Source organism: Lelliottia sp. SL45 (assembly GCF_026672535.1).
In the GTDB taxonomy this organism is placed as follows: Bacteria; Pseudomonadota; Gammaproteobacteria; order Enterobacterales; family Enterobacteriaceae; genus Enterobacter; species Enterobacter nimipressuralis.
Genome location: NZ_JAPPRH010000002.1, coordinates 276,808 through 293,333 on the forward strand (window position 1 = coordinate 276,808; position 16,526 = coordinate 293,333).

13 protein-coding genes are annotated in these 16,526 nt (G+C 54.4%); 9 read left to right on the forward strand and 4 right to left on the reverse strand.

The features are described from left to right. Positions 1–64: 64 nt before the first annotated feature. Both xylB and xylA read right to left on the reverse strand, forming a co-directional pair. Entirely contained in the window at positions 65–1,519 is a 1,455-nt protein-coding gene (gene xylB / locus OVA10_RS05185; RefSeq protein WP_268195538.1) for a xylulokinase, read from the reverse strand. A gap of 108 nt (positions 1,520–1,627) precedes the next feature. Continuing rightward, positions 1,628–2,950, reverse strand: a complete 1,323-nt coding sequence (gene xylA, locus OVA10_RS05190) for a xylose isomerase (protein WP_102105140.1) — start codon at positions 2,948–2,950, stop codon at positions 1,628–1,630. 373 nt (positions 2,951–3,323) lie between these two features. On the opposite strand from xylA, the gene xylF reads away from it, so the two are divergent. From xylF to xylR, 4 genes are all read left to right on the forward strand, one after another. Beyond that, a complete protein-coding gene (gene xylF, locus OVA10_RS05195) occupies positions 3,324–4,316 on the forward strand; it encodes a D-xylose ABC transporter substrate-binding protein (RefSeq protein WP_268195539.1) in 993 nt (330 codons plus the stop codon). A 70-nt stretch (positions 4,317–4,386) separates the two neighbouring features. Continuing rightward, a complete protein-coding gene (locus tag OVA10_RS05200) occupies positions 4,387–5,928 on the forward strand; it encodes a xylose ABC transporter ATP-binding protein (RefSeq protein ID WP_181827137.1) in 1,542 nt (513 codons plus the stop codon). Then, positions 5,906–7,087, forward strand: coding sequence for a xylose ABC transporter permease XylH (gene xylH, locus OVA10_RS05205; protein ID WP_248859449.1), 1,182 nt, complete (start codon positions 5,906–5,908; stop codon positions 7,085–7,087). The genes OVA10_RS05200 and xylH overlap by 23 nt, the downstream gene beginning before the upstream one ends. A gap of 25 nt (positions 7,088–7,112) precedes the next feature. Next, the gene (gene xylR / locus OVA10_RS05210; RefSeq protein WP_123429676.1) at positions 7,113–8,291 is read left to right on the forward strand and encodes a D-xylose utilization transcriptional activator XylR; all 1,179 of its coding nucleotides are present in this window, start codon (positions 7,113–7,115) and stop codon (positions 8,289–8,291) included. A gap of 66 nt (positions 8,292–8,357) precedes the next feature. On the opposite strand, the gene OVA10_RS05215 is transcribed toward xylR, so the two are convergent. Further along, positions 8,358–9,194 carry a protein bax gene (locus tag OVA10_RS05215; RefSeq protein ID WP_102105031.1) on the reverse strand — a complete coding sequence of 279 codons (837 nt, stop codon included), beginning with the start codon at positions 9,192–9,194 and terminating at the stop codon, positions 8,358–8,360. 314 nt (positions 9,195–9,508) lie between these two features. On the opposite strand from OVA10_RS05215, the gene OVA10_RS05220 reads away from it, so the two are divergent. After that, on the forward strand, positions 9,509–11,539 hold the full coding sequence (locus tag OVA10_RS05220; RefSeq protein ID WP_268195540.1) for an alpha-amylase: 2,031 nt from the start codon (positions 9,509–9,511) through the stop codon (positions 11,537–11,539). A 175-nt stretch (positions 11,540–11,714) separates the two neighbouring features. Further along, positions 11,715–12,971, forward strand: coding sequence for a valine--pyruvate transaminase (gene avtA / locus OVA10_RS05225; RefSeq protein WP_100778148.1), 1,257 nt, complete (start codon positions 11,715–11,717; stop codon positions 12,969–12,971). A 61-nt stretch (positions 12,972–13,032) separates the two neighbouring features. Here the strand turns inward: avtA and yiaJ are convergent, their stop codons facing one another. Beyond that, positions 13,033–13,848 carry an IclR family transcriptional regulator YiaJ gene (gene yiaJ / locus OVA10_RS05230; RefSeq protein ID WP_100778149.1) on the reverse strand — a complete coding sequence of 272 codons (816 nt, stop codon included), beginning with the start codon at positions 13,846–13,848 and terminating at the stop codon, positions 13,033–13,035. A gap of 226 nt (positions 13,849–14,074) precedes the next feature. Here yiaJ and yiaK point away from each other — a divergent pair, with 226 nt between their 5' ends. The 3 genes from yiaK to OVA10_RS05245 are packed head-to-tail and all read left to right on the forward strand — an operon-like array spanning position 14,075 to position 16,505. Continuing rightward, on the forward strand, positions 14,075–15,073 hold the full coding sequence (gene yiaK / locus OVA10_RS05235; RefSeq protein WP_107702506.1) for a 3-dehydro-L-gulonate 2-dehydrogenase: 999 nt from the start codon (positions 14,075–14,077) through the stop codon (positions 15,071–15,073). A 10-nt stretch (positions 15,074–15,083) separates the two neighbouring features. Further along, entirely contained in the window at positions 15,084–15,551 is a 468-nt protein-coding gene (locus OVA10_RS05240) for a YhcH/YjgK/YiaL family protein (protein ID WP_102105034.1), read from the forward strand. Between the two features lie 27 nt (positions 15,552–15,578). Continuing rightward, positions 15,579–16,505 carry a DUF4862 family protein gene (locus tag OVA10_RS05245; protein WP_268195541.1) on the forward strand — a complete coding sequence of 309 codons (927 nt, stop codon included), beginning with the start codon at positions 15,579–15,581 and terminating at the stop codon, positions 16,503–16,505. The last annotated feature ends 21 nt before the right edge of the window (positions 16,506–16,526 follow it).

Consider the following 16,526-nt stretch of genomic DNA (forward strand, 5'->3'; position numbering starts at 1 on the left):
AGGAGACAGCTCCACGAGAAGACCAAAAAAGGACATCCTCATGTCCCATTGGGACAACGTCGCCTTACGACATTAACGGCAAGAGCTGCTGATAGATTTTGCGGAACACTTCGCGCCGTTCGGCGTAGCGGCTATGACGCGCCGCATCCGGCTTATGTTCCTGCTCAAGCGTGAGCTGCGGAAGTAGCTGCGAAAGCGGTTGGTCCGGGTTCAGCGCAATCTGCGCCAGACGGGCTGCGCCCAGTGCAGGCCCAACGTCGCCACCGGTGCGGTAATCAAGCTGCAAGCCACTGATATCCGCCAGCATCTGCCGCCAGTAGCTGCTTCTCGCGCCTCCGCCGATGAGGGTAATGCTGGTCGGTTTAAGGCCGCAGTCGTGAACCACATCCATCCCGTCTGCCAGCGCATAGCCAACGCCCTCCAGCACCGCACGCGCCAGCTCAGCTGGGCCATGCTGATGTGTCAGACCAAAGAACACACCCTTCGCCTCTGGGTTGTTGTGCGGTGTGCGCTCACCGGAAAGATAGGGTAAAAACCACACGGCACCGGCATCCTCATTGGCCTGCTGGGCCGCCGCGATCAGCGCCGGAACGTCCTTAAGCCCCGTTAGATTTGCCGCCCAGTCAAGGCATGACGCGGCGCTAAGCATCACCGACATCAGATGCCATTTCCCCGGCAACGCATGGCAGAAACTGTGTACGGCGCTTTCCGGATTGCTGCGATACCCGTCGCTAACGGAAAAATAGACGCCCGAGGTGCCTAACGACAGCATTGCCTGTCCGGCATCCACCATTCCCACGCCCACCGCCCCCGCCGCATTATCGCCGCCGCCCGCCACTACCGGCACGGCAGGCATATTCCAGCTTTCCGCAATCGAAGGATTCAGCACGCCGGTGATTTCACTGCCTTCGAAGAGCGCAGGCATGTGATCGCGTGTCAGTTGGCAGGCATCCAGCATCGCCTCGCTCCAGTCGCGTTTGGCGACATCAAGCCACATCGTTCCCGCCGCGTCCGACATGTCGCAGGCGAAATCACCCGTCATGCGAAAACGCAGATAATCTTTTGGCAGCAAGACCTTCGCCACCTGCTTAAAAACGTCCGGCTCATGGCGCTGCACCCACAGCAGCTTCGGTGCCGTAAAGCCTGGCATCATCAGGTTACCGGTGATTTGGCGAGACGTCGGCACCCGTTCTTCGAGAATGGCGCACTCTTCGGCGCAGCGGCCGTCATTCCACAAAATCGCCGGGCGCAGCACTCGGTGCGCGCTATCCAGCAGCGTGGCGCCGTGCATCTGCCCGGCAATCCCCAGCGCTTTTACCTCACGCAGACTGTGCAGTTCGCCCAGCGCTTTGATCACGCGATCCGTCGCCTGCCACCACTGTTCGGGGTCTTGTTCTGACCATAGGGGATGTGGGCGCGAAACGTGCAGCTTCTCAGTGTGTGAGGCCAGCACGTCGCCCTGCTCGTTTAACAGGATGGCTTTCACACCCGATGTGCCAAGATCAATCCCGATATACATTGCGGTGACTCCTTTAACAGAAACGCCCGGTGGCGCGAAGCGTACCGGGCCTACAATACCAATATTTTCCGTAGGCCGGGCAGGCTCAGCGCCGCCCGGCAACACTGGCTATTTATCGAACAAATAGTGATTGACCAGGTTTTCCAGCAATTCCTGGTGGCCGCTCTGATGGCTCGGCGCCAGGCTATGCTGTTCAGCGTACTTCGCGATCTCGGCAAGGGATAACTGCCCTTTCAAAATTTGCTGGCCGAGTTCACTGTTCCAGCCGGAATAGCGCTTCGCAACGCGTTTATCCAGTTCACCGTCTTCAATCATGCGGGCCGCCACTTTCAGCGCCAGCGCCATGGTGTCCATCGCGCCAATATGGCCGTAGAACAGATCGTACTTATCGGTACTCTGACGGCGTACTTTGGCGTCAAAGTTCAGGCCGCCGGTGGTAAAGCCGCCAGCTTTGATGATTTCGTACATCACCAGCGCATTCTCTTCCACGCTAATTGGGAACTGGTCGGTGTCCCAGCCGAGCTGCGGATCGCCACGGTTAGCATCGACAGAGCCAAAGATGCCCAGCGCGATAGCAGAGGCAATTTCATGATGGAACGAGTGCCCCGCCAGCGTGGCGTGGTTGGCTTCGATATTCACTTTGATCTCTTTTTCCAGACCAAATTGTTTGAGGAAGCCGTAGACCGTCGCCACGTCGTAATCGTACTGGTGCTTGGTTGGCTCCTGCGGCTTCGGCTCAATCAGCAAGGTGCCACGGAACCCGATTTTGTGTTTGTGATCGACCACCATCTGCATGAAACGGCCAATCTGCTCGCGCTCCTGACGAAGGTCAGTGTTAAGCAGGGTTTCATAGCCTTCGCGACCGCCCCACAGCACGTAGTTTTCACCGCCCAGCTGATGGGTGGCGTTCATAGCCGTCACCACCTGAGTGGCAGCCCAGCTGAACACTTCAGGATCAGGGTTAGTCGCCGCACCGGCACCATAGCGCGGGTTCGTAAAGCAGTTCGCCGTCCCCCAAAGCAGCTTGACGCCACTTTTCTGCTGTTTCTCGCCCAGATATTCCACCATCTGCGCAAAGTTGTTCAGATATTCTTTCAGCGAGGCCCCTTCAGGAGAGACGTCCACATCGTGGAAGCAGTAGTACGGGACGTTCAGCTTGTGGAAAAACTCGAATGCCACATCGGCTTTGCGCTTCGCCAGTTCCAGCGCTTCGCCAGGCTGCTGCCATGGGCGGTCAAACGAGCCGACACCAAACATATCCGCGCCATTCCAGCAGAAGGTGTGCCAGTAGCAGGCAGCGAAACGCAGGTGATCTTCCATGCGCTTACCGAGTACCAGCTCATCCGGGTTGTAATGACGAAATGCTAAAGGATTCGTGGATTTTGGGCCTTCGTAGCGAACGCGATCGAGTTGGTCGAAATAAGCTTGCATATTGAACTCCATAATCAAGAGGTGCGGCGAGTAATCGATAATGGAGTAATAGTGAATACTCATTGCAGCTTGCTCAATTACGTTATTTCACACTGCTATTGAGAGAATGCACAAACGTGCGCTGGCTCGCAAAAATAATACGCAAGCAAACGATTTTTCGGCGCTTATTCCAGAATCATGTGTAATTAATAAGTTGCGCATTTTAAAATCAGATCGCGGTCATAAATTTGCAAATAAACCAAATATCGTAATGAGAAGATAAAAATCTGTAATTGCCAGTTTGCCTTTCCCCGTTAAGAATTTGCTGCGTATCTGGTAGTGAATGATTCTTTTGTCTCAGCCTTACCACCCTACAGAAAAAGGTAAAATAATTATGACGATAAGAAACCTGTGCCTTACTCTCTGTGCTTCGCTACTGCTAACCAGCTTTGCGGGGCATGCAAAAGAAGTCAAAATCGGAATGGCCATTGACGACCTGCGCCTGGAACGCTGGCAAAAAGACCGCGATATTTTTGTGAATAAAGCGGAATCTCTCGGTGCAAAAGTGTTTGTTCAATCTGCGAATGGCAATGAAGAAACGCAAATGTCGCAAATCGAAAATATGATTAACCGCGGCGTAGATGTGCTGGTGATAATTCCTTACAACGGCCAGGTGTTAAGTAATGTGGTAAAAGAGGCCAAACAAGAAGGAATTAAAGTCTTAGCCTATGACCGAATGATTAATAACGCTGACATTGATTTTTATATTTCCTTCGACAACGAAAAAGTCGGTGAAATTCAGGCGCAAAGTCTGGTCGATAAAGTGCCGCAGGGGAATTATTTCCTGATGGGCGGCTCCCCTGTTGATAACAACGCCAAATTATTCCGTGAAGGGCAAATGAAGATCCTTAAGCCGTATATCGACGACGGTAAAATTAAAGTGGTGGGCGATCAATGGGCCGACGGCTGGCTGCCGGAAAATGCGCTGAAAATTATGGAAAACGCGTTAACCGCGAACAATAACAAAATTGACGCTGTGGTCGCTTCCAACGATGCCACTGCGGGCGGTGCAATTCAGGCGCTGAGTGCGCAAGGTCTGGCCGGTAAAGTCGCGATTTCCGGTCAGGATGCGGATCTCGCGGGCGTAAAACGTATTATTGCCGGCACCCAGACGATGACGGTCTACAAACCCATCACCGAACTGGCCACTACCGCTGCAGAAATCGCCGTTGAGCTGGGCAACGATCAGCAGCCTAAGGCCGATTCCAAACTGAATAACGGCCTCAAAGATGTTCCTGCCCGTCTGCTGACGCCAATCGAAGTCAACAAAGAGAACATTGATTCCACCGTCGTGAAAGACGGTTTCCACAAGAAAAGCGAACTGTAATCCCGCATCGCCCCTGCTTTGCGGGGGCATGTCGACTTGTACGATTTGACTCGGGTCATGTGGAGCAGTTATGCCGTATTTACTTGAAATGAAAAGCATTACCAAAGCCTTTGGCGCGGTGAAAGCCGTCGACAACGTGAGCCTGCGCCTGAACCCTGGCGAGATTGTCTCGCTGTGCGGTGAAAACGGATCTGGCAAATCCACGCTGATGAAAGTGCTGTGCGGCATATACCCGCACGGTAGCTATGACGGTGAAATCGTCTTTGCCGGTGAAACGCTGCAAGCCACGCACATTCGCGACACGGAGCGTAAAGGGATCGCCATCATTCACCAGGAGCTGGCGCTGGTGAAGCATCTCACGGTGCTGGAGAATATTTTCCTCGGTGCCGAGATCTCACGCTTCGGCGTGCTGGACTATGACACCATGACCCTGCGCTGTGAAAAGCTGCTGGCTCAGGTCAGCCTTCAAATTTCGCCCAATACCCGCGTCGGCGATCTGGGGTTAGGGCAGCAGCAGCTGGTCGAAATTGCCAAAGCCCTGAACAAACAGGTGCGCTTGCTGATCCTCGATGAACCTACCGCATCTCTGACTGAGCAAGAAACTGCGGTCCTGCTGGATATCATCCGCGACCTGCAGCATCACGGCATCGCCTGCATTTATATTTCTCACAAACTCAATGAAGTGAAAGCCATCTCGGACACCATCTGCGTTATCCGCGATGGACAACACATCGGCACACGAGAAGCTGCCGGGATGAGTGAAGACGACATCATTACCATGATGGTGGGCCGCGAACTCACCGCGCTCTACCCAAACGAACCGCACACCACCGGGGACGAAATATTAAGAGTCGAAAACCTGACCGCCTGGCATCCGGTTAACCGCCATATCAAACGCGTCAACAATGTCTCCTTCTCGCTGCGGCGCGGGGAGATCCTCGGCATTGCCGGGTTAGTCGGTGCAGGGCGAACCGAAGCGGTCCAGTGCCTGTTTGGCGTCTGGCCGGGCCACTGGGAAGGCAGCGTTTATCTCGACGGCCAGCTCGTACATATCAACAGCTGTCAGCAGGCCATCGCCCAGGGCATCGCGATGGTCCCGGAAGATCGTAAAAAAGACGGCATTGTGCCGGTCATGGCAGTGGGGAAAAACATCACCCTCGCGGCCCTCAACCAGTTTTCGGGTGCGCTAAGCAGCCTGGACGATGCGGCGGAACAGCAGTGCATTCTCCAGTCTTTAGCGCGCCTGAAAGTCAAAACCTCATCACCTGAGCTGGCCATTGGGCGGCTGAGCGGGGGTAACCAGCAGAAAGCGATTCTGGCGCGCTGCCTGCTTTTGAATCCACGCATCCTGATTCTGGATGAGCCGACGCGTGGAATCGACATCGGCGCAAAATATGAAATCTACAAACTCATTAACCTGCTGGTGCAACAGGGCATCGCGGTCATTGTTATCTCGTCCGAACTGCCCGAAGTGCTCGGCCTGAGCGATCGCGTTCTGGTCATGCACGAGGGCAAACTGAAAGCCAATTTGATCAACCAAAACCTGACCCAGGAACAGGTGATGGAAGCCGCCCTGAGGAGCGAACGTCATGTCGAAAAGCAACCCGTCTGATATCAAAGTCCCTTTGTCTGCACCAGGTTTGTTCTCGGGATTTAAAGCGTTGAACCTACAGGTTTTTGTGATGATCGCGGCCATTATCGCCATCATGCTGTTCTTCACCTGGATGACCGACGGTTCGTATTTAAGCGCGCGCAACATCTCCAACCTGCTGCGCCAGACGGCGATTACCGGCATTCTGGCAGTCGGAATGGTATTCGTCATTATCTCTGCCGAAATCGATCTGTCGGTCGGTTCGATGATGGGGTTACTGGGCGGTGTCGCCGCAATCTTTGACGTCTGGCTCGGTTGGCCGCTGCCGTTGACGGTGGCCGTCACGCTGGTGCTCGGCCTGCTGCTCGGCACCTGGAATGGCTGGTGGGTGGCGTATCGTAAGGTGCCTTCATTTATCGTCACCCTGGCGGGGATGCTCGCATTTCGTGGCATCCTGATCGGCATCACCAATGGCACCACGGTTTCACCCACCAGCGCGTCGATGTCGCAAATTGGCCAGAGTTATCTCTCCGATGGCGTTGGTTTTACCTTTGGCGCTATCGGCCTGATGGCATTCATCGCCTGGCAGTGGCGCGCCAGAATGCGCCGTCAGGCGCTGGGGCTCGCCTCGACGCCTTCAACGTCGGTCGTCGGGCGGCAGGCGCTGACCGCCGTCATTGTGCTGGGCGCAATCTGGCTCCTGAATGATTATCGTGGCGTGCCGACGCCCGTGCTGATTCTGACCCTGCTGTTGCTGGCCGGTATGTTTATGGCGACTCGCACCGCTTTTGGCCGACGCATTTACGCCATCGGCGGCAATATAGAGGCCGCACGCCTTTCAGGGATCAATGTGGAGCGCACCAAACTCGCCGTGTTTGCGATTAACGGTCTGATGGTGGCCATCGCTGGGCTGATTTTAAGCTCGCGCCTCGGCGCCGGTTCTCCCTCTGCCGGTAACATTGCCGAGCTGGATGCTATCGCCGCGTGCGTCATTGGTGGAACCAGCCTCGCAGGAGGCATCGGGAGCGTTGCGGGCGCGGTGATGGGGGCATTTATTATGGCGTCGCTGGATAACGGAATGAGTATGATGGACGTTCCGACCTTCTGGCAGTATATCGTTAAAGGCGCCATTTTGTTGCTGGCGGTCTGGATGGACTCCGCGACCAAGCGACGGGCATGAGTCACTGATTTGGGAAAGATAAACCATGTTTGAGAAGCGTCACCGCATTACGTTGTTATTCAACGCTAACAAAGCCTATGACCGTCAGGTAGTTGAAGGCGTGGGTGAATATTTGCAGGCGTCGCAATCGGAGTGGGATATTTTTATTGAAGAAGATTTCCGCACCCGCATTGAAAACATCAAGGACTGGCTGGGCGATGGCGTGATCGCCGATTACGACGATCCCGTGATCGAGCAGTTGCTGACCGACGTTGACGTCCCGATTGTGGGCGTCGGCGGCTCATATCACTCGCCCGAAAAGTACCCTCCGGTCCACTACATCGCAACGGACAATCACGCGCTGGTCGAGAGCGCCTTTTTGCATTTAAAAGAAAAAGGCGTACACCGCTTTGCCTTTTACGGCCTGCCCTCCTCCAGTGGCAAAGGCTGGGCGATGGAGCGCGAATATGCGTTTTGCCAGATCGTCGCGCAGGAGAAATACCGGGGCGTGGTCTATCAGGGGCTGGAGACCGCACCAGAGAACTGGCAGCACGCGCAAAATCGACTGGCCGACTGGCTGCAAACCCTGCCGCCGCAAACGGGCATTATTGCCGTCACGGATGCCCGCGCGCGCCACGTGCTGCAGGTCTGCGATCATCTGCACATTCCGGTTCCTGAGAAACTGTGCGTCATTGGCATCGATAACGAAGAGCTGACGCGCTATCTGTCGCGCGTGGCCCTGTCGTCGGTGGCGCAAGGGACGCGACAGATGGGCTATCAGGCCGCGAAATTACTTCATCGTCTTCTGGATAACGCATCCTTGCCTCTTCAGCGCCTGCTGGTGCCGCCGGTTCGCGTGGTGGAGCGCCGCTCCACGGACTACCGCTCGTTAAACGATCCGGCGGTCATTCAGGCCATGCACTACATCCGTAACCATGCCTGTAAAGGCATCAAAGTGGATCAGGTGCTGGACGCGGTCGGTATTTCTCGCTCAAATCTGGAGAAGCGCTTTAAAGAAGAGGTCGGGGAGACGATCCACGCGGTGATTCACGCCGAAAAACTGGAGAAAGCCCGCAGCCTGCTGATCTCAACTTCGCTGTCGATCAACGAAATTTCGCAGATGTGCGGCTATCCGTCATTGCAGTATTTCTATTCAGTATTTAAGAAAGAGTACGACACCACGCCGAAAGAGTATCGGGAGCGGTATAGCGAAGTGTTGGTATAACGCTGCTGTAGCGCTGATTCAGCAAAGAAAAACGCCTTCCGATGGAAGGCGTTTTTTTGAGATAACTTACATATGAGCGGCAATCAAGCGCTGGTTATCCTGGTACATCGCAAACAGATAGTTGTTGTAGCTCTGTCCCTGCGTTGAATACCCTTTCAGCTTGTGAATCATGGTACTCGCCGTCACTTCCTGGTCCGCTTTACGCAGCTGAGCGCGTGACTTACGGAACGAAGAGTAGGCCGGATGCGTGTTCAAGTTTACCACGTAGGCATTCACAGAGTCCTTAACCGATTCGAACTGCGAATAGCCTTTCACTTTGCCTGGCGCGTTATTACAGCGGCCTTTGGCGCACTTCATGCCGAAGAGATTGTTGTTGTTACGCGCCAGTTTTGACGTGCCCCAACCACTCTCTGCGGCTGCCATGGTCGCGACCATGCTGCCTGGAATAATATCCACGCGCTCAAGCAGTGAGTTCCACGGCACGCGGCGGGTATTACCGTTCCAGCTCACCTTATAGCGCTTCGCGATGTCTTTCAGACGTGCGCGTTCGCTGGGTGACCAACGGCTTTCGTACTGTTTTGAAACCAGCCAGTTACGGTCTGCAGTAATTGCAGAATTTTGGCTTGTAATATAAGGCATTACCGTCCGGAGAAACGCTTTTTTCCTTGGTGTCCCGGAAGGGTATTTTCGCAAATCAGGAAGTGAACTGCTCTTTACACTATTGCGAGAATACTCTTGTTTACTGCTAACCTTAATCTTACTGCTACTGCTGGTCGTCTTTATGACGTGGGCTTTTTTACTCGTTGTATCCGTGTGCGTCTTCGCAAGCACCTCACCTGAAAATGTCACGGTGAGCAACATGAGTATCGTAGCCCCAAATCGTCGTATGGGAGTCGATATCATTAGGTCTCCTGGTCGGATATATGCATTCCAACACCTTATTTTTTTCACAAAATTGAGAGCGGAATCTCAAATCATATCAAAAATAGTCTTCAAGAGCATCCAAAGAAATAGTCTAATTCCGAAACTATGTCACCTGAAACTTGCTCACTTAACCATCATTTCTACAAATTTGTGTGCGATATCGCAGATAAACGCCTAATTTTGCGCGAGATCACTCACCCTTTCGACTCATCCCACCATAAAGCTCAGGGGGAGGAGTCAGCACGATAAACCTGATGGCACACTGGTTAAAATTGCCGCGACAGGAAAATGGAATGAAACGCTCCGCTTTAGCTCTTTTGCTACTGCCCGCGATAGCGAATGCAGACTGGTCATCTCCCGGCTTTTCTACCTTTAACGCCGAAGGCGCTGGGGTGTTCACAAGCCATGCAAAGCTCGCGAAGGGTACTCGTCCTCTGACCCTCAATTTTGACAATGCGTGCTGGCAGCCCACAAATCCCATTAAACTCAATGAGATGATGTCGCTTAAGCCCTGCGAGGGAACGCCACCTCAGTGGCGTCTGTTCCGTGAGGGCGATTATCAGATGCGCATTGATACGCGCTCAGGCACGCCAACGCTGATGTTGACGGTGCAAAGTGACGCAGATAAACCCGTCGCAGAGGTCACTCGCCAGTGCCCGAAATGGGACGGTAAACCGCTCACCATCGAGGTGAAAGACACTTTCCCGGAAGGCTCCGTGGTACGGGATTTCTACAGTCAGCAGACGGCCACCGTACAGCAAGGGAAAATCACCCTGCAACCCGCCGCGAACAGTAACGGTCTGCTCCTGCTTGAACGGGCAGAAACCGACAAAGCCGCGCCATTCAGCTGGCAAAACGCCACCGTCTACTTTGTGCTGACTGACCGCTTCGTGAATGGCGATCCGTCTAATGACAACAGCTATGGCCGCCACAAAGATGGCATGCAGGAAATTGGCACCTTCCACGGCGGCGATCTTAAAGGACTCACCACTAAGCTCGATTATCTCCAGCAGCTTGGCGTCAACGCCCTGTGGATTAGCTCGCCGCTGGAGCAGATTCACGGCTGGGTTGGCGGCGGCACCAAAGGCGATTTCCCGCACTATGCCTATCACGGCTACTACACGCAGGACTGGACAAAACTCGACGCCAACATGGGCAGCGAAAACGATCTCCGCCACCTGGTCGACGAGGCGCACAAGCGCGGTATCCGCATTCTGTTTGACGTCGTAATGAACCACGTCGGCTACGCCACGCTTGCGGATATGCAGGAGTATCAGTTTGGCGCGTTGTACCTGCAGGGCGATGAATTGAAAAAAACGCTGGGCGAACGCTGGACCGACTGGAAGCCCGCGGCCGGGCAAAGCTGGCACAGCTTTAACGACTACATCAATTTCAGCGACAAAGCCGGGTGGGAAAAGTGGTGGGGCAAACACTGGATCCGCACCGATATTGGCGATTATGACAATCCTGGCTTTGACGATCTGACCATGTCGCTGGCCTTTTTACCCGATCTCAAAACCGAATCGACCACCCCTTCCGGTTTACCGAATTTCTACCGCCATAAGCCGGACAGCCACGCCGAAGCAATCTCCGGTTATACCCCGCGCAATTATCTTACCCACTGGCTCAGCCAGTGGGTGCGCGACTACGGCATTGACGGTTTCCGGGTGGATACGGCTAAACACGTTGAACTGCCCGCCTGGCAAGAGCTGAAGGATAAATCCACCCAGGCGCTGAAAGCGTGGAAGCACGCTAATCCGGACAAAAAGCTGGATGATGCCCCTTTCTGGATGACGGGTGAATCCTGGGGGCATGGCGTGATGCAAAGCGACTATTACCGCCATGGTTTCGATGCGATGATCAATTTTGACTATCAGGAGCAGGCCGCCAAAGCCGTCGATTGTCTGGCAGATATCGATCTCACCTGGCAGCAGATGGCGGAAAAATTACAGAGCTTCAATGTCCTGAGCTATCTCTCGTCTCACGACACGCGCCTGTTCCGCGAAGGTGGCCAACGCGCGGCAGAACTGCTGCTGCTCTCTCCGGGGTCGGTGCAGATCTATTACGGTGACGAATCAGCGCGGCCATTTGGCCCAACCGGTTCCGATCCGCTGCAAGGCACACGCTCAGACATGAACTGGCAGGACGTCACCGGTAGCCAGGCTTCGGGCGTCAAACACTGGCAAATTCTCGGGCAGTTCCGGGCGCGCCATCCGGCTATTGGCGAGGGTACGCAAACCACCCTCTCCCTCGCGCAAGGCTACGGTTTTGTGCGCCAGCACCAGGACGATAAAGTGATGGTGGTCTGGGCCGGAAATCACTAACGCCTGCGGCGTCCCCTTCAAGCGGAGGGGACGTTCTTTAATCAGAATAATTCACCACACAAATACAAATCAGCAAAACAAAACAACGATCCGCCCCTCTTCCCTCGATTTGCACCCGCACGATGCTAGCGTTATGGTTACCCACTTTCATTATAAGAATGCCAGATCACCTGTTATGACGTTTTCACTTTTCGGCGATAAATTCACCCGCCATTCAGGCATTACCCGCCTGATGGAGGATCTCAACGACGGGCTGCGCACACCGGGCGCCATCATGCTCGGCGGGGGAAATCCGGCCCAAATCCCGGCCATGAACGACTACTTCCACAACCTGCTGGCGGAGATGCTGCAAAACGGCAAAGCCACTGATGCGCTGTGCAATTACGATGGCCCGCAAGGCAAAACCGAACTGCTGACGCTGCTGGCAGATATGCTGCGCGACGAACTGGGTTGGGATATCGAACCACAGAATATTGCACTGACAAACGGCAGCCAGAGCGCATTTTTCTACTTGTTTAACCTTTTTGCAGGACGTCGCGCCGATGGCAGCACCAAAAAAGTGCTGTTCCCGCTGACGCCGGAGTACATCGGCTATGCCGACTCCGGGCTGGAAGAGGATCTATTCGTCTCCGCTCGTCCTAATATTGAGCTACTGCCCGAAGGCCAGTTCAAGTATCACGTCGATTTTGAACACCTGCACATCGGCGAAGAGACGGGCATGATTTGCGTCTCACGCCCGACCAACCCGACGGGCAACGTCATCACTGACGAAGAGCTGATGAAGTTAGACGTGCTGGCCAATCAGCACGGTATTCCGCTGGTTATCGATAACGCCTACGGTGTGCCGTTCCCCGGCATTATCTTTAGCGAAGCCCGTCCGCTGTGGAATCCGAACATCGTCCTGTGCATGAGCCTCTCGAAACTCGGCCTGCCGGGCAGCCGCTGCGGCATCATCATCGCCAATGAAAAAATCATCAGCGCCATCACCAATATGAACGGCATCATCAGCCTGGCGCCAGGTGGAATGGGCCCGGCCATGATGTGCGAAATGATTAAGCGCAACGATCTGCTGCGCCTGTCGAATGACGTGATAAAGCCGTTTTACTACCAGCGCGTTCAGGAAACCATCGCGACAATTCGCCGCTATTTGCCTGAAGATCGCTGCCTGATTCATAAACCTGAAGGGGCGATTTTCCTCTGGCTGTGGTTTAAGGATCTGCCGATCACCACCGAGCTGCTGTATCAGCGCCTGAAAAAGCGCGGCGTGTTGATGGTGCCGGGGGATTACTTCTTCCCGGGGCTTGATAAGCCGTGGCCGCATACGCATCAGTGTATGCGAATGAACTACGTGCCAGACCCAGAGAAAATCGAAGCCGGGGTGAAAATCCTGGCTGAAGAGATCGAGCTGGCCTGGAGTGAAGGCGGCCACTAACGGCGTACCCGCAGAACAACAAAAAAAAGCCAGATTCTCCATCTGGCCTTTTTTTTAGCACTTATCCGCGCACGGTGAACCCAAGCTCTTGTGAAATCGCTTCAGCGGTTTCGCGCAGCGGTTTAAGCAGATTCTTTTCCCCCACCTGCTTCATGCGTGAGGTCGAAAGGGAAATCGAGATGGCATACGGCACCCGCCCGTGAATATCGAACACCGGGACCGCAATGCAGGACACGCCCAGCTCGTTCTCTTCTTTATCCATCGCCATGCTGCGAGAGCGGATCTCCTCCAGCTCGTCGTACATCGCACTCAGCTCGGTGATGGTATTACGGGTCAGGGGCTGAATCTGCTCCTGATGGCTCTGCCAGTAGCTCGCCACGTAATCCTGATGGCCGAACGCCATGTAGATTTTCCCCATTGCAGAACAGTAGAGCGGCATGTGCTGGCCGATATAAGCGCGCGTGCGCAGCATCCCCGTCGTCGGTTCCAGCTTGTAGATCAGAATCGCATGGTCATCTTCCCGGCTGGAGAAGTTCACCGTTTCGCCCGTCACAATATTCAGATTTTCCAGATGGGGCGCCGCCACGTGAATGATATTGAGCGACGACAGCGCTTTTTGCCCCACGGCGATAAATTTCGTGGTCAGACGATAGCTGCCCGCCGCAGGCGCGGGGGTAACGTAGCCGCACGACTGCAAACCCTGCAGTAACCGATGCACGGTGCTTTTATTCAGGCCGGCAAGTTCAGATAAATGCGCAAGCGGACACCCGTTCGGATAGTTACTGAGAATTTCAATCAGCATCAGGCCGCGAAACAAGCTCTGGCTGCCTGCTGGCCTCTCTTTTTCTTGCGTCATCTCGCTCTCTTTCATGCTCATTACGTCGTTCTCCGTTAATCGCGTCCTGATGGTAGCGCAAAGTGTGGTTCAGTTCACGATCTCAGCATTAAAAACACAATTCGTTGATTTTACTACATTTTGAAAAACATGAATGTCGTTGATCTGACAAAAATTGATCGCTATATTTGAAATCAGATTTCGCAATGTGAAATTTAGAGATAAAAAAGCACTCACACACGCCCCTCATACGAACAGGAGAACAGGGATGAAAGTGACCTTTGACGAGTTGAAAGCAGCATTCAATCAGGTGCTGCTCAACCGTGGCGTCAAGGCAGAAACCGCCGATGCCTGCGCAGAGATGTTTGCGCGCACCACCGAATCAGGCGTCTATTCACATGGCGTTAACCGTTTTCCGCGTTTCATTCAGCAGCTGGACGCCGGGGACATCATTCCTGACGCGCAGCCGAAGCGCATCACCACGCTGGGAGCCATTGAGCAGTGGGACGCCCAGCGCTCCATCGGCAATCTGACGGCCAAAAAAATGATGGATCGCGCAACCGAGCTGGCCTCGGATCACGGAATTGGTCTGGTGGCGCTGCGCAATGCCAACCACTGGATGCGCGGCGGCAGCTACGGCTGGCAGGCCGCTGAAAAGGGCTATATCGGAATTTGCTGGACCAACTCTATCGCCGTCATGCCGCCGTGGGGCGCGAAGGAGTGTCGCATCGGCACCAACCCGCTGATCGTCGCCATTCCATCAAATCCCATCACCATGGTGGATATGTCGATGTCGATGTTCTCCTACGGCATGCTCGAAGTGAACCGTCTGGCAGGGCGCGAGCTGCCGGTAGACGGCGGGTTTGACGACGAAGGCCATCTGACCAAAGAGCCGGGTGTGATTGAGAAAAACCGCCGCATTTTACCGATGGGCTACTGGAAAGGTTCCGGTCTGTCTATCGTGCTGGACATGATCGCCACCCTGCTGTCCAACGGGTCCTCCGTGGCGGAAGTGACGCAGGACAATAGCGATGAATACGGTGTGTCGCAGATCTTTATCGCCATCGAAGTGGACAAGCTGATCGACGGCAAAACTCGTGATGCCAAACTGCAGCGCATTATGGATTTCATCACCACCGCTGAACGCTCTGACGACGACGTCGCCGTGCGCCTGCCGGGGCATGAATTCACCCGTCTGCTGGAAGAGAACCGTCGCAATGGCATCACCATTGATGACAGCGTATGGGCGAAGATCCAGTCGCTGTAAGGAGTGACGTATGATATTCGGACATATTTCACAGCCCAATCCTTGCCGTCTGCCGCAGGCAATAGAACGGGCGCTCGCGTTTCTACGCACCACGGATTTCACCACGCTAGAACCTGGCGTGGTGGAGATCGACGGGCGCGCTATCTTCGCGCAGGTTCTCGATCTCACCACCCGGCCGCATCACGAAAACCGCCCGGAAGTCCATCGCCGCTATCTGGATATTCAATTTCTGGCATGGGGCGAAGAGAAAATAGGTTTTGCGATCGACACCGGTAATAACGAAATAAGCGAATCATTACTGGAACAGCGCGATATTATTTTTTATCACCAGATGGAAAATGAATCACTGATTGAAATGATTCCGGGCAGTTACGCCATATTTTTCCCGCAGGATGTTCATCGCCCGCAATGTCATAAACACAAGGAGTCGGCCATTCGTAAAATTGTCGTCAAAGTGGCTGTCAGCGAATTAATGTAATTTTTCTGAATTAGACAGGAAAGCCAAATGACTCACACCGGTTTTATTATTGGTGCGTACCCCTGCGCACCCTCGTTTCACCAGAAAGGGGAACAGGAAGAGCGCGATTTCTGGCGTCAGTTAGCTGATACGCCCGATATTCGCGGTCTTGAACAACCGTGCCTGGACAACCTCCACCCGCTGGGGGATGAGTGGCTGTTTCGCCACACCCCAGGGGACTGGCAAATTGTGGTCACGGCGGTGATGGAAACCATGCGTCGGCGCGGCGCCAACGGCGGGTTTGGCCTAGCCTCCGCCGATGAAGATCAGCGTCGTGAAAGCGTGACATTTTATCGTCATCTGCTTGAGAAAATTGTCGCCGTTAACGCCCGCTTCCCCGGGAAAGTGATCGCCCTGGAAATGCAGGCCGCACCGCAGTCTGGCAACGCTTGCGTTGCGCAAGCCACCGAGGCGTTCTCTCGTTCGATGAAAGAGATCGCCGCCTGGGACTGGCCATGCGATCTGGTGCTGGAACACTGCGATGCTATGACAGGCCGCGCGCCACGAAAAGGGTTTCTCCCTCTTGAAAACGTTCTTGAGGTGCTGGACGACACGGATATCAGCGTTTGTATTAACTGGGCGCGCTCAGCCATCGAAGGGCGCGACACTGGACTGCCTGTCGCGCATGTTCAGGCCGCGCAGAAGGCAGGAAAGCTCGGCGCAGTGATGTTTTCTGGCACCACGGCGACGGGCGATTACGGCGACTGGCAGGATCTTCACGCGCCATTTTCGTCGTTCTGCCCTGACAGTTTAATGACGCCTGAAAAAGTCACTGAGCTATTTACTGCGGCGAGCGCCGCAACATTGAAATTCTCCGGTATCAAATTACTGGAAATAAATGCTAATGCTGACGTCAGCCATCGCATTGCCATTTTGCGCGACGGTATTAGCGTTATGAAAAAAGCAGCACAATAAAAATAAAAACCTGTATTCCCG